The organism is Thermoclostridium stercorarium subsp. stercorarium DSM 8532 (assembly GCF_000331995.1).
GTDB lineage: Bacteria > Bacillota > Clostridia > DSM-8532 > DSM-8532 > Thermoclostridium > Thermoclostridium stercorarium.
Genome location: NC_020134.1, coordinates 1,287,817 through 1,302,373, shown reverse-complemented (window position 1 = coordinate 1,302,373; position 14,557 = coordinate 1,287,817). Strand labels below are relative to the sequence as shown.

Below are 14,557 nucleotides of genomic sequence, written 5' to 3'. Positions count from 1 at the left end.
CTCACCACCTTTCACGTCGAAGAGTAATATATTAAAGAGATTTCTTACTTTCCTTATGCTAAGCACATGAGCTAAAACGGCAGCCTGAAGCCGCCCAGACCTCTCAGTCCCTTCAGCGCCCGGGGATTTGAGAACATCTTCATCATTTTCTTCACCTGCTCGAACTGTTTCAGCACCTGATTAACCTGCTGGATTGATGTTCCGCTTCCCTCGGCGATGCGCCTTTTACGGCTTGAGTTTATAATGGAAGGATTTTCACGTTCTTTTTTCGTCATTGACTGTATAATCGCTTCCACATAAACCATTTGTTTTTCATCTATCTGTATATCCTTTAATACCTTGCTGTTTACACCCGGCAGCATTCCAAGGAACTGGCTTATCGGCCCCATATTCTTTATCTGCTGCAACTGCTCAAGAAAATCGTCCAATGTAAACTGCTGTGTTCTAAGTTTTTTCTCCAGTTCCAACGCTTTTTTCTCATCAAAGCTCGCCTGAGCTTTTTCAATCAGCGTCAAAACATCGCCCATTCCCAGTATCCTTGAAGCCATTCTGTCGGGATAAAACGGCTCAAAATCACTTAACTTTTCACCAATTCCGACAAATTTAACGGGTTTCCCCGTAACAGCCTTCGTTGAAAGGGCCGCTCCACCTCTTGTGTCGCCGTCAAGCTTCGTAAGGATTATTCCGTCAATATCCAGTCTGTTATTGAAACTCTCGGCCACATTTACGGCATCCTGCCCAGTCATTGAATCCACTACAAGGAGAATTTCGTGCGGCTTTACACTCAACTTTATATTCTCAAGTTCATGCATCAGTTCCTCGTCTATATGAAGCCGCCCTGCGGTATCTATGATCACGGTGTCAAACTGCATTGATCTGGCATAGTCTACAGATTTCTTCGCAATTTCAACAGGACTTGTGCCTGTTCCCATTTCAAAAACCGGAATGTCAATCTGCTTACCCAGAACCTGCAACTGTTTTACAGCAGCCGGCCTGTATACGTCACAGGCAACAAGCAATGGCCTTTTTCCCTGTTTTCTGAGGTAGTTAGCCAGCTTTCCGCACACAGTTGTTTTTCCCGCACCCTGCAGCCCAACCATCATGTAAACCGTAGGCGGAGAAGGCGACACCGTAAGTTTTGCAACCGCCCCACCCATCAGCTGGATAAGTTCTTCGTGAACTATTTTTATTACCTGCTGACCAGGAGTAAGGCTTTCAAGCACTTCCTGTCCAACGGCTCTTTCGGATACCTTCGCTATAAAATCCTTTACCACTTTATAGTTAACGTCGGCCTCCAGCAGTGCCATCCTTACTTCCCGCATCATTTCCTTAACGTCTTTTTCGGTTACGCGGCCGGCGCTTCTTATTTTCTTCATTACATTCTGCAGCTTTTCCGATAAACCCTCAAATACCATACTTTCCTCCGGATTCTACAATTCCTGTATTATTCTCTCCAGCTCTTCTATACACAGGTTGATTATTTTTTCGTCTTCCTCTCTGTTCACAAATTTCACGCTGCGTAAACTGGACAATATATTTTTCAATGCCTCTTCGTGTCTTAAAAACCTTTTGGCGTGCCCAAGCTTCTCTTCAAGTTCTTTTAGCGTCTTCTTCCCCTTTTTTACACCGTCATACACGCCCTGACGGCTGATATTCAGTTGTGACGCAATCTCTCCAAGGGTATAATCGCTGTTATAATACAAATCCAATATCTGATATTGCCTCGGCGTTAATAGCTGCCCGTACAAATCGAGCAGTATTGCCACTTTTGCATATTCTTCCACAATTAAACCCCTGTCAAGTACAATTACTTTACAGCTTTAAATTATACCTTCCCGGGTACATGTTTGTCAACCAAATATTAAATAATTCTTTTTATTCCGCCTGTACTTTATTGTTTCAATATTCAGCCATCATTCAATATTTAACGTTACCAGCAGAACATTTCGGGCAAAAAATAATAATTATTCAGTTTGTGTGAATTTTCTGTTTGACATGGCTATTATTTGATGTTATTATTACTGTAACCTGAAAGCATAAACCTTAACTCTTGAAAATTGCCGGTTACGGATTCACAAAACTGAAGCAAAAATGCCGGATACCGAATAAATTATAACATAGGCACTGAAAAATGAATATCGGAAGATAGAGGTGCATTTTTTATCAGTAGGTCCATTGAGGTATATGGGTACCGATGATATGGGCTGAAAGGAAAAAATGCCGAAGGAAAATTTCACCCATATGGAGTTTTCCTGGTCCTTCAGTGAATAACTGCTGGACTGTCATCAATTTTTCAATTGATGGAGCGCTATCGGTAGTAAAAGTACCTTTGTCCCTGCCGGCAAAGGTATGCGTTAACTGCTGAGAGTCCGTCAGCAGTTTTTATTTTATAAAGCGAGTTTGAAACGGTGAACATGGCATTTATTCTAATGTTGTAAATCAATATTTAATATAGTATAAATATTTTGGAGGGTTTGTTATGAGAAAGTACAGAGTGGCTGTTGTCGGCGCTACCGGAATGGTAGGGCGGATGATGCTGAAGGTTCTTGAAGAAAGAAACTTTCCTATTTCAGATCTGTTTCTGTTTGCATCAGGCAGATCAGCCGGTCAGAAACTTACTTTCCAAGGAAAGGAATATACGGTTGAGGAACTGAATGAGAACTCATTTGACAGAGGCATTGACTTTGCTCTTTTTTCAGCCGGAGCGAGTGTCAGTCAGAAATACGCACCAATTGCCGCAGAAAAAGGTTGCACTGTTATAGACAACAGCAGCGCATGGAGAATGGATCCTTCTGTTCCCCTTGTTGTTCCTGAGGTAAACCCTGAAGACATCAAATGGAATAAGGGTATAATTGCAAACCCGAACTGTTCTACAATTCAGGCAGTTGTGGTATTAAAGCCGTTGCATGACAAATACCGCATAAAGAGGATTGTTTATTCGACTTACCAGGCTGTTTCAGGTGCGGGAATGCAAGGTTACAAGGATTTGGAAGACGGGCTTAAAGGTGAACCTCCGAAAAAGTTTCCATATCCGATCGCAGGAAATATACTGCCTCATATTGATGTGTTTACAGACAACGGGTATACGAAAGAAGAAATGAAAATGATCAACGAAACGAGGAAAATACTGCACGACCAAAGCCTTCGCATAACCGCCACAACCGTCAGGGTACCGGTATTTAACTCCCACAGCGAATCCATAAATGTCGAGTTTGAAAAGCCTTTCGATCTTGATGATTTGAGAAATACATTAAGGGAAGCACCCGGTGTCATTGTTCAGGACGATCCTGCAAATAACCTTTACCCCATGCCAATCACGGCATCAGGCAAAGACGAGGTTTTTGTCGGAAGGATTCGAAGAGATGAAAGTGTTGAAAGCGGCGTAAATTTATGGGTTGTTGCTGACAATATCCGCAAAGGCGCTGCAACAAATGCGGTCCAGATTGCTCAGCGGCTTGCCGAATACCTCGAAAAGGAGTGATATCCTTGAAAAATCCTATTTTTGAGGGCTCATGTGTGGCCCTTATAACCCCATTTACCGGCGACGGGGTTAATTATGAAAAGCTCGAAGAACTTATTGAATGGCAAATAAAAGAAGGAACCGATGCTATTCTTATTTGCGGAACCACAGGCGAAGCGTCGACAATGCCCGATGAGGAACATAAGGCGGTAATTAAGTTTGCCGTTGAAAAAGTGGCAGGAAGAGTACATGTTATGGCCGGTACAGGAAGCAATGATACACGGCATGCTATTGAACTAAGCAAATATGCCGAATCTGTAGGCGCCGATTCAATACTTACCGTAACTCCCTATTACAATAAAACCACACAGGAAGGATTGTATCAGCATTTTAAAGCCATAGCAGAATCGGTTAAAATTCCCGTTGTACTGTATAACGTTCCGTCAAGGACAAACCTGAACATAAATCCCGAAACTTTAAAACGCCTGTCCGAAATTCCGAACATCGTTGCGGTAAAGGAATGCAACCTGAATCAGGTAGCGCAGACAAGATATCTTTGCGGAGATAATCTTGTAATATATTCTGGGGAAGACGGCAACGTTGTTCCTCTTCTTGCCCTTGGCGGAAAAGGGGTTATTTCGGTTGCCGCGAACATAATTCCTGCAGACATGCATAAAATGGTTCGTTCATTCCTGAACGGTGACATTGAAACAAGCCGAGAAATACAGATTAAAATCGTTAACCTTGTTAATGCCCTGTTCTGCGAAGTTAACCCAATACCGGTAAAAGCCGCAATGAACGAGATGGGAATGAATGTTGGAAAATGCCGGCTGCCGCTGGTTGACATAAGCGAAAAGGGGCTGAACACCGTGCGCGCCGCGCTTTCCGAGTACGGTCTGATTTAAAACATTTCTGCTTTCACGAAAGGATGAATAGAATGGTAAGAATTCTTTTAAGTGGCTGTAACGGTAAAATGGGTCAGGTAATAACAAACCTTGCACGTGACCGTGAAGACGTCAGGATTGTTGCAGGATACGACATACATGACAATATCAAAAACGATTATCCGGTTTTTACGCAACTGGAAAACTTCAACATACCTGTGGACGTTATTATCGATTTTTCTCACCCTTCGGCGCTTCAAACGGTTTTAAATTTCGCCCTTGCAAAAAAAATCCCGCTTATAGTCGCCACAACCGGCCTTTCCGATGAACAGGCGGCAAAACTGAAAGAAGCCTCGAAGGTTATCCCTGTCCTTCATTCGGCCAACATGTCCCTTGGCGTGAACCTTCTGATTGATCTTGTTCAGAAAGCGGCGAAAGTTTTATACAGCAATTTTGATATTGAAATAATTGAACGCCATCACAACCAAAAAATTGACGCACCAAGCGGAACGGCTCTTGCCCTTGCCGATGCAATAAACCAGGCAGTGCCTGAAAAATACAGGTATGTTTACGACCGGCATTCAAGCCGCGTTAAACGCAGCAAGGACGAAATAGGTATACATTCGGTGCGGGGCGGAACAATAGCAGGCGATCACACCGTTATTTTTGCAGGAAATGATGAAATCATCGAATTGAGGCATGTAGCCAACAGCAGGGATATCTTCGGAGTGGGCGCATTGAAAGCAGCAGTATTCATTCATGACAAAAACCCAGGTTTTTATACGATGAAAGACTTGTTAAATATTTAAGGGCGGCTAATAAACCGCCCTTTTTATTTCTTCAAGACTATTCCCGTTAATCCAAGCGGACTCAGTTTTGTTCATTATTGTTAGTCTCATCATTATTGCCGATAATCGGCGTATCTGAAAATATTTTTTCTTCGTCACTTGTTTCCCCGTTTTCCTTATTGGCCTGCAGAACTGGCTGTATCATGTATTTGTCTATCTTGGAGTAAACGTAAAAGTTTGTTATATAGCTTGTTAACCCCATTGTAATGAAGATAAACATAAGATAGCCTATCACCGGATAATAGAACGAGAAAAACACTATCAGGAATATGACAATCAGTATTAAAAGATTCGGGAAAAATTTCATTATGGCAAACAGGAATGCATTCTTGTATAACTGCCTTATGGTTAAATCAAACGTAACCATCATCGGGTATATATACATGCTCATCATCATAAATATCAAAAAGGCCACAATGATAAAAGCAGTTGCGGCAGTCATAAGCAGATTGTCCTTGTTGAAATTCAGGTAGAAATAAATATCCAGAATTACAAGCACGGTAAAAAAGGCATTTATAATGCTTACAATCATGCTCTGCTTAAAATTCTTTATCGCCTGCTCTTTAAAATCTCCCCAGATAAACGCATGCTCCTCACGGGAATAATTTCGCAGAATGTACGTCATCCCGGCCTGAGCCGGCCCTACGGTAATTAAAGGCAGGCAAACGAATATCGTCATCAACGGAATTGTTCCGAAGAACAAACTGTTTGCCATTTCTTCAGCGTCCATTACCGCATTCTGCGTTATCAGCGCCTGAAGGTAAGCTGCAAAAAAGACCAGGAATAAAAGCGCCGGTATATTAAAAACACCAAAAAGCATGTTAACTTTGACAATATTCCAGAATTTTCTTCCAAGTACTTCAAAGAATATCCTGATTCTCGGCTTCGGAGGCGCATCCTTGGGCACTCCGGGTCCTTCCCTTGTATAGTCAAAAAATCCAAACAACCCAGCCATAGCAAACCTCTTTTTCTTTTGATTTTTGATTTCTGATTATTTATTCAATACAAACCATTACAAAAATACAAAATTAATGACAAAAAGTCTAATAAGTAATTAACTAAATTGTAACAGAATAAAAAACCTTATTCAATACGGGTTTTTGTCCGCCTGCTCAGAGCTTTCCTCCACAGTACGGACAAAAGTTATATTCCGCGGGTATATTGGTTCTACAGTTTATGCAGTACTTAAACGGAGAATAATTTCCCAAAGGCCTTAAATTTTCTTCTCTGATCTCGGCATAAGGATTGTTCTCAAATTCCCTGCCAACCACGGGATCCAGTTCATACAGCCGGCCACAGCATGAGGTTTTTGCGATGTATCTTATATTCCACCTGAAAGTTGGTATAAAAAATATATGAAAATATCTGTATGTCTTAAAAATTTCATATCTGGCCAGGCTTCCGCATGACGGACATATAATGTTGTTATATGCACCTATATACTTATCCTTGTCCTGTACGCCAAACACTCCCACAAAAAACATATAACCACTCTTTTTCCCGGTAATTGTTTACTTCTGTTCTATATATAATTTAACACCCTGAATAATAATATCAACAGGAAAATAAAAAATCAAATAAGCACAAGAATAAATTGATTTAATGCTGTAATTTTTGAAAAAATTATGTCGCCATCACCTTCAGAATTTAAAATCACGTAATTATTACCGGATTTTCCCATATATCTGTTCCATATACTGTTCCACGTTGTAATGTGATAAACATATAAAAAAATATAATACCTTATATCGCCATTGGTTTCATTCCTTACCGGTTATCAGATCATAAAGATGTGAAAACGCAAAAACCGGTCTATTGCCCGTAACAGCAACAGACCGGCCTTTTCATTTTTAAAGAAGCTGCCTTTTCAGTCCAGTTCCGCCTGACCGGTGTAAAGCTGATAATACCTGCCGCCCAGGGCAAGCAGCTCTTCGTGGGTGCCCTGCTCTATAATTTCGCCGTGTTCCAGTACAATAATCAGGTCGGCATTTCTGACGGTAGACAGCCTGTGGGCGATTACGAAAGTGGTCCTGTTTTTCATTAACTGGTCCATACCGCGCTCAATGTATTTTTCCGTTCTTGTGTCTACCGAACTTGTGGCTTCGTCGAGTATAAGGATAGGAGCTTTTGATATCGCGGCCCGGGCGATATTCAGAAGCTGCCTTTCACCCTGGCTGAGGTTTGCACCGTCGCCTTCAAGCACCGTATCATATCCTTGGGGCAGCCTTTCAATGAATGAATGGGCACAGGCTATCTTGGCCGCCTCAATAACTTCCTCATCGGTTGCGTCAAGACGGCCGTACCGGATATTTTCCCGTACAGTTCCGGAGAACAGATGGGTGTCCTGAAGCACCATTGCTATATTGCTTCTTAATGAATCTTTTTTTATGTTCTTGATATTTATACCGTCAATTAATATTTCTCCCTCATCAATTTCATAGAATCTGTTAATCAGATTCGTAATGGTTGTCTTTCCCGCCCCTGTGGAACCCACAAAGGCTATTTTCTGTCCCGGTTTGGCCGTTACATTTATATTTTTCAGTACAACTTTCCCAGGCACATAACCAAATGTGACATTTTTCAGTACCACTTCCCCTTTTATTAACCTTGCACCTTTCACACGGTTTGACCTTGCACATATTTCAATTGCTCCGGGCGAGTCATTTGTTTCGGGTGTTTCATCCATAACTTCAAATACCCTTTCCGCACCGGCCAATGCGGCATAAATAACATTCATCTGCATCGAAAGCTCATTTATCGGTCTTGAAAAATGCCTTGCATAGTTTGTAAATATGGTCAGACCGCCAATATCAAAGTTTTCCGTCAGGCAAAGAACCCCGCCTACCGTTGCGGCAATTGCAAAGCTTACCTGGCTCAGATTACCCATGACAGGTCCCATAATACCGCCAAAAAACTGTGCTTTCATCTGCTTTTCCCGCAGATTGTCACTTAGGAATTCAAACTCTTCAATTGTAGTTTCTTCATGGCAGAACACCTTTATTACTTTCTGCCCGGTAATGGTTTCCTCAATATACCCGTTTACCGCACCAAGGGCCTGTTGTTGCCCCGAGAAATATTTCCTGCTCTGTTTTCCTATCAAACCTCCCACATAGGCCAGCAAAGGTGTAATTACAATGACAATTACCGCAAGGATCCAGTTTGTAACAAACATAAGAACCAGAGTGCCAAGGAGGTTAATAATACCTGAGAAGATCTGCGGCAGCGTATTATTAAGCATCTCGCCCACTGAATCAAGGTCATTTGTAAAACGGCTCATGAGATCGCCATGGGTATGGGTATCGTGATATTTTAACGGAAGCCTTTGTATTTTGCTGAACAAATCTTCCCTGATTTTTATCAAAGCATTCTGGGAAACTCCTATCATGATTCTCTGCTGCAGGTAAGAACATACTGCCCCCACCAGATAAATGCCTGCCATCGTCAGTATACCGATTAAAAGATTGCTGACTTTTTCCTGTGCGGTTTTTCCGGACGATACGAGATTGTTTATGATCGGGCGCAGAATATAGCTTCCTGCGAGATTCGTCAGAGTACTTCCCAGAACACAGGCAAGAACAAACAGAATTTTAATCTTGTCCCGCCCAATATAAGCAAGCAGTCTGTTAACCGTCGCTGAGGCGTTTTTTGGTTTGCTGCCTCCTATACGTCCATGCGGGCCGCCTGGCCTTCTGCCACCCGGACCGGGCATAGGCATTTTTCCAGGGCCTGCAGTTGCGTTTATATTCCCGTATCTGCGCAATAATATTTCTTTTCTCTCTTCACTTATATGACTCATTATGCCGTCACCCTCTTGTCTACCTGCGAGTAATAAATTTCAGCGTATGTTTCACAGTTTTTCAGTAATTCTTCGTGTGTGCCCACACCGACAATTTTCCCGTCATCCAGTACAACAATCTTGTCGGCATTGATTACCGAAGAAATCCTCTGGGCAATTATGATTTTCGTCGTGCCCTTTAGCATCTTATTTAGATTTTCCCTTATTCTGGCCTCGGTAGCACTGTCAACCGCACTGGTACTGTCGTCAAGAATAAGTATTTTGGGTTTTTTCAGCAATGCCCTGGCAATACACAGCCTTTGTTTCTGCCCGCCGGACAAATTCACTCCACCCTGTCCAAGCTCAGTATCGTATCCGGCTTCAAATGAAGTAATAAAACCATGAGCCTGGGCACTTTCGGCGTATTGGTAAATTTCCTCGTCATCTGCATTTTCATTTCCCCATTTGAGGTTTTCCTTAATGGTTCCGGAGAACAGAACGTTTTTCTGCAGTACAATACCCACTCCGTCGCGAAGGTTTTTAAGTGAATAATCCCTGACATTGACATCGTCCACGAGGACTTCACCAAGATCAGCATCATATAACCTTGGGATTAACTGCACAAGGCTTGACTTGCCGCTGCCAGTTGAACCTATTATGCCCACGGTTTCGCCGGGGTTTATGACAAGATTGATATTCTCCAAAACCCATTTTTCGCTGTTTTTGTAATATTTAAAGTGAACACCCCTGAATTCTATCTTACCATGTTTAACGGTAAGCTCTTTATGCTTTGCCTCGTCATCGGTCAAATCAATGCGGGTATTGAGAATTTCATTGATACGCCTTGCGGAGGCAATGGCTCTTGAGGCATTCAGAATAATTATTGAAACCATTATAAGCGACATCAGTATCTGAATAACGTAATTTACAAACGCAGTCAGGACACCCGATGTCATATTGCCTGCAATAATCTGATTTCCGCCAAACCATACAACGGCCAATGTCGTTATATTCATCGTAATAATCATGAGAGGCATCGTGAAAATTACGACTTTCATCGCACTGACTGTACTTTCTTTTAAATCGGTATTGGCCTTTTTGAATTTTTCTTCCTCATACCGTTCCCTGACAAATGACTTTACAACCCTGATATTGGTTAAATTCTCCTGAGTCGTAGTATTAAGGGCATCGAGTTTTTTCTGCATGTTATTGAACCTTGGGAAAGCGACTTTCAGGATGATATAAATTGCCAGAGACAGCAGCGGAATTACGCACAGGATTACCAATGCAAGTTTTGAATTCAGCGTAAAAGCCATAATTAGCGCACCTATAAGCATTCCGGGGGCTCTTAACGCCATCCTCAACATCATCTGGATCATATTCTGTACCTGGGTAATATCATTCGTTAACCTTGTAACCAACGAGCCGGTGCTGTACTGATCAATGTTGTAAAAGGAAAATTTCTGGATTTTTCTGAACAGGTCTTTTCTCAGGTCGTTGGCAAAACCTGTGGAGGCCTTAATTGCGAAATACGCCCCGCCTACACCGCCTCCCATCATGCACAATGCCGTAATTATCATGATTATACCTGTTTTGACTATATAAGAAATGCCTCTGCCTCCGACTATACCGTTATCAATGATGTTGCTTAATAACAGAGGCATGACCACTTCACCGATAACTTCCACAATCATAAGTATGGGACCTATGATAAAAGCAGATAAATATGGTTTTGCATATTTCCAATACCGTTTCATCGCTTTATGTCCTTTCTTTCTTGGATTTTATTTCTTCCTCCATTTTGTTTAAATTATTGTCCAATTTTTGTAATAAAACAAACAGGGTGCATTTTTCATCATAAGTAAACCCTTCAAAAACTTTTTGATTGGTCTGTTTAAAAATCTGTTTGCTTTGTTCTACAACATTGTTCCCCTTCTCCGTAATAATGATTTTATTAAGCCTGTTATCTCCTTCATCGGTCTCCCGTCTAATATACCCTTTATTTTCCAGTTTTTTAAGCGATACTGCTATCGTAGCCGCAGACACGTCCATCGATCTGGCAATATCGTTTTGCGACACGTTTGGATTACGGGCAATCTCCATCAGTAATCGGTGCTGGGCATGGTAGACCCCTGTTTTATCAAGGTAATGCTGCATTATTTTCCTGTGTTTTATCGCAAAACTGATCAACTGATGAATAATTTCTTTATTACCAACCTTTTCAGCATCATTACTTTCCATATTTCCAATTTCTCACCTCCTCATTATTAGCTTGTTAATCATTAGCTAGTTAACATTTGCTCATTATATCATTACTGTGCTACCGGTGTCAAACATATGTTTCATACAAAAAAATGCTGTCTCAACGCAGCGTTTTGTCATTTTGCCTAATTTCCGTATTTTATTTTTTTCAGCTGGCAGATATCCAAGAATGGGACCATTAAACGTAAGTTTTTTTGCAATCATTGGATTTTCCGGTCAGGACACAGCTTGCAAATACGGGACTGCCTTTTGTTTTCTCAGAAAGAAACCGGCAGAAAAGCGGCAATAACTGCAAGAACAATCGCCGGAAGCATATTGGCAACCTTTATTTTTTTGCCCCATACAAGGTTCAGCCCCACACAGAAAATGAGAACCGAACCGACAAGCGACAGGTATTTCATCGCCAAATCGGTCATTATGGGCTTTAACAACGAAGAAAGGGCAGTTATAACCCCCTCAAATATGAAAACAGGAACGGCGGAGAACATACATCCCTTTCCAAGGGAACAGGTCATTACCATGACAATGATAAAATCAAGTATTGCCTTGGTTGCAAGAATTGACCAGTTACCTGTTATCCCGTCCTGAATTGCGCCGACAATGGCCATTGCCCCGATACAAACGGTCAATGACGCTGTTACAAAGGCATTAACAAAACTGTTGTCATTTGAATTCCCGGTTTTTAATCTCAGCCATTCGCCGAATCTTTCAAACAAATGTTCAATGTCAATGATTTCGCCTATCAGGGTACCTATTGCAAGGCAAAGGGTTATAAGCATTGTCTGACCGCTGCTTATAACGTTGTCGTTAACGGTAAGCATTCCTTCCATTGCCCCGGCAATACCTATAAAAAGAACACTGATTCCACATGACATTTTTAAGGCTTCCTGATGGCGTTCCTTTAAGAATTTTCCGAAAAACATCCCTGATAAGCCGCCACCAATAATGCCTATTGTGTTAATAATTGTTCCCAGTCCGACCATTTGCCATCACATCAACGTTAAATCCGCACGGATAATCTTCCGACAAACAATATAATTGATTTTGCCATATATGCATCAGTGGATAATATTTTACCGTTCGCAGCATTGCAGATTACTCAATGGCATTAAATAGTCTGAGCATTGTCACGTAGGATTGTTCACGGGTGTAATTGCCGTTCGGAGAAAAACGGCCGTTACCCACTCCGCCCATAATCGCTTTGTCAGCTGTTTTATCCCTCAGTGACGAAACAAAAGCAATGGCTTCCTTTGCCCACTCGGCAAACTCATCGCTGTCGGCAAAGGTCTGAGGTTTACCATTTGTTTCGGTAATTCCAAGAACCGCCGCAGTACGCATCAGCATTACGGCAGCCTCCTGACGGGTAATCAGACCATTCGGGTTAAACCTGCCCCCTCCGATTCCTTTTACAATCCCCAGCGCATTGGCTGCGAGAATTTCTTTGTCCGAAGTATCGGTAAAAACGTCATACCGTATTGAAACATTGTTTTCCCTGAGCAATTTTTCAATGGGTTTCCCGGTTTTCTGAACCAGGAAATTCACCGCCAGCCTGCAAAAATCAGCCCGGCTTATGTTTTCACGGTAACTCTTCTGCATTGATGGCGGTATCAGTTTCAATGATATAGCCTTTTCGATGTCTGAAACGGCCCATTCGCTGACTTGTTCTATATTGTAATGGAAAGTGTATACTTCACTTTGTTCTCCGTTTATGTAAGAAATCGCCTTTATAACCGTTGTTTTATCGATATATATCGGTCCCATGTACCAGTTGCTTTTCGGTGTCGGTATGGATCCGTCGGTGGTATAATAAATGTCCGCGTCAGGCGTTTCACAGAATAAAGCCACTTCCATTCCGTTCAGATAAGTGCCTTCTTTCTTGTCGGCTTTCACAGGTGCCGGCTGAAGGAGGTTGAACATCTGGACGGTGTATCTGATTTCGGCGGGGGATCCGCCTTTCGAAATTCCTGTAATCGTTACATCGAATATGTTATTTGCTTCATACCCGTCAATATCGGGCCTGAATATAATGCATTTTGGCATTCCGTAATTGTTATTGTCCACATTGAAATAACCGTTGTCTCCGCCGGAAATACCGTTACGGCTGAAAACCCATGTTTTCCCGTCATTTTTTCTTTCCAGAATTACCTTGACATCGTTAATTGAAGGATAGTCATATTCATCGCCGAGATTCACAGACCAGGCGATATTTCTGTGCATAAGCTCCACAGGCATGTAGTTTTTGGCCGGCCACGCAATAAAATCATATTTAATCGCATTTTTCCGCGACCAGTCAAATACATATGTATCCGAGTACCTTTCGCAGTATCCAAAGCCGGTCTTCTGCAAAGGCGGATTCAAAAGCCACCTGCGGTGTCCCACGCGATCGATGTTGGATGAATCCGAATCATCCATGTACCCGAAAATTGTACTCAGGATGTTATTGTAACCATAACTGCAGTTTGAACTGCTCGGCCCTTTATACGCAGTTTCATAAAATTTTTCAGGCATGTCGCCGGGCTTTTGTGGAGAATGCGTCAAAGTGTCCAAAGCCGCCAGCAACACAGCGCCATGCTGGGCATAATTTGTGTAGGTTTCATCAATATAAACATCATCGGGCAAACCTGCCACATAACGCACGAAATTAAGGGCATTAAGCGCCTCCTGAAGATATTTGTCCTTAACCCTGCCAGCGGCATATGGAAATTTGGAACTGGGCTCGACGTCGTATTCCACGTTCTCCCACCCGGCATTTATTATTCTGAAAGGCTTTTCATAATATTTGCCCCTTATTTTTTCAATGGTTCTCTCCTGAAGAGCGGTAACGTCTGCAAGGCTATCCAGCGACAATACAGATATTGTGCACACCAAAAACAAAATAAAAAAAGCGTTCTTTACTTTTCTGTTCATTTTTACCTCCCGTTGTCAATAAAAAATACTTCTGCGTTACAGATTTGAGTTTCAATAAACACTGTTAAATATCGGCATACGGCGCATTTTCATATACGGGTTTATGCTCAAAGAACTCAGAAGTACTTGTATTTTACCTTTATTGTTTCTTTACATCAATACCGGGACACATCAAAATACAGTAATAGCAAGTTCCGCATATTTAATCACCGGGCTGAATTCACCAGGATATTCCGTATGCTCTGCTTTATTTGCCTTTTTTAAGAATAAAAGCAGCCGGTTTATTTACAAAAAACTGTTGATAACATGGTTTATATGTATAACACTGGTTTTGCCGTTTAATCCGGCAAAATACCGAAAATATCCGGGGAGTTTCCATGATTAGACAGGCCGATGCGGAAGATGCCGCTATCATTCACAA

Annotated in this window: 12 protein-coding genes and 1 riboswitch; of the genes, 3 read left to right on the top strand and 9 right to left on the bottom strand. The window is 41.9% G+C overall.

Annotation, left to right across the window (positions count from 1 at the left end; all coding sequences use genetic code 11):
* Positions 1-71 precede the first annotated feature (71 nt).
* Entirely contained in the window at positions 72-1,415 is a 1,344-nt protein-coding gene (ffh, locus tag CST_RS05620; RefSeq protein WP_015358877.1) for a signal recognition particle protein, read from the bottom strand.
* Positions 1,416-1,430: 15 nt separating this feature from the next.
* Positions 1,431-1,784, bottom strand: a complete 354-nt coding sequence (gene ylxM / locus CST_RS05615) for a YlxM family DNA-binding protein (protein WP_015358876.1) — start codon at positions 1,782-1,784, stop codon at positions 1,431-1,433.
* Positions 1,785-2,138: 354 nt separating this feature from the next.
* Positions 2,139-2,319: riboswitch (Lysine riboswitch) on the top strand.
* 160 nt (positions 2,320-2,479) lie between these two features.
* Between ylxM and CST_RS05610 the strand changes: the two genes are divergently transcribed.
* Genes CST_RS05610 through dapB form a run of 3 tightly spaced genes read left to right on the top strand, consistent with a single transcriptional unit; the run spans position 2,480 to position 5,153 of the window.
* Positions 2,480-3,481, top strand: coding sequence for an aspartate-semialdehyde dehydrogenase (locus tag CST_RS05610; RefSeq protein ID WP_015358875.1), 1,002 nt, complete (start codon positions 2,480-2,482; stop codon positions 3,479-3,481).
* A 5-nt stretch (positions 3,482-3,486) separates the two neighbouring features.
* Positions 3,487-4,365 (top strand): 4-hydroxy-tetrahydrodipicolinate synthase, encoded by an 879-nt coding sequence (gene dapA, locus CST_RS05605; protein ID WP_015358874.1) that lies wholly within the window; start codon positions 3,487-3,489, stop codon positions 4,363-4,365.
* A gap of 32 nt (positions 4,366-4,397) precedes the next feature.
* Positions 4,398-5,153, top strand: coding sequence for a 4-hydroxy-tetrahydrodipicolinate reductase (dapB, locus tag CST_RS05600; protein ID WP_015358873.1), 756 nt, complete (start codon positions 4,398-4,400; stop codon positions 5,151-5,153).
* 61 nt (positions 5,154-5,214) lie between these two features.
* On the opposite strand, the gene CST_RS05595 is transcribed toward dapB, so the two are convergent.
* The 7 genes from CST_RS05595 to CST_RS05565 all read right to left on the bottom strand — a co-directional run bounded on the left by CST_RS05595 (position 5,215) and on the right by CST_RS05565 (position 14,136).
* Positions 5,215-6,147, bottom strand: coding sequence for a YesL family protein (locus tag CST_RS05595; RefSeq protein WP_015358872.1), 933 nt, complete (start codon positions 6,145-6,147; stop codon positions 5,215-5,217).
* Between the two features lie 157 nt (positions 6,148-6,304).
* Positions 6,305-6,676 (bottom strand): zinc ribbon domain-containing protein, encoded by a 372-nt coding sequence (locus CST_RS05590; RefSeq protein WP_015358871.1) that lies wholly within the window; start codon positions 6,674-6,676, stop codon positions 6,305-6,307.
* 383 nt (positions 6,677-7,059) lie between these two features.
* Positions 7,060-8,988 carry an ABC transporter ATP-binding protein gene (locus tag CST_RS05585; RefSeq protein ID WP_015358870.1) on the bottom strand — a complete coding sequence of 643 codons (1,929 nt, stop codon included), beginning with the start codon at positions 8,986-8,988 and terminating at the stop codon, positions 7,060-7,062.
* Positions 8,988-10,724 (bottom strand): ABC transporter ATP-binding protein, encoded by a 1,737-nt coding sequence (locus CST_RS05580; RefSeq protein ID WP_015358869.1) that lies wholly within the window; start codon positions 10,722-10,724, stop codon positions 8,988-8,990. The genes CST_RS05585 and CST_RS05580 overlap by 1 nt, the downstream gene beginning before the upstream one ends.
* Before the next feature lie 4 nt (positions 10,725-10,728).
* Positions 10,729-11,208, bottom strand: a complete 480-nt coding sequence (locus CST_RS05575; RefSeq protein WP_015358868.1) for a MarR family winged helix-turn-helix transcriptional regulator — start codon at positions 11,206-11,208, stop codon at positions 10,729-10,731.
* A gap of 278 nt (positions 11,209-11,486) precedes the next feature.
* Positions 11,487-12,212 carry a DUF554 domain-containing protein gene (locus tag CST_RS05570; protein WP_015358866.1) on the bottom strand — a complete coding sequence of 242 codons (726 nt, stop codon included), beginning with the start codon at positions 12,210-12,212 and terminating at the stop codon, positions 11,487-11,489.
* 112 nt (positions 12,213-12,324) lie between these two features.
* A complete protein-coding gene (locus CST_RS05565; protein ID WP_015358865.1) occupies positions 12,325-14,136 on the bottom strand; it encodes a chitobiase/beta-hexosaminidase C-terminal domain-containing protein in 1,812 nt (603 codons plus the stop codon).
* Between the last annotated feature and the right edge of the window lie 421 nt (positions 14,137-14,557).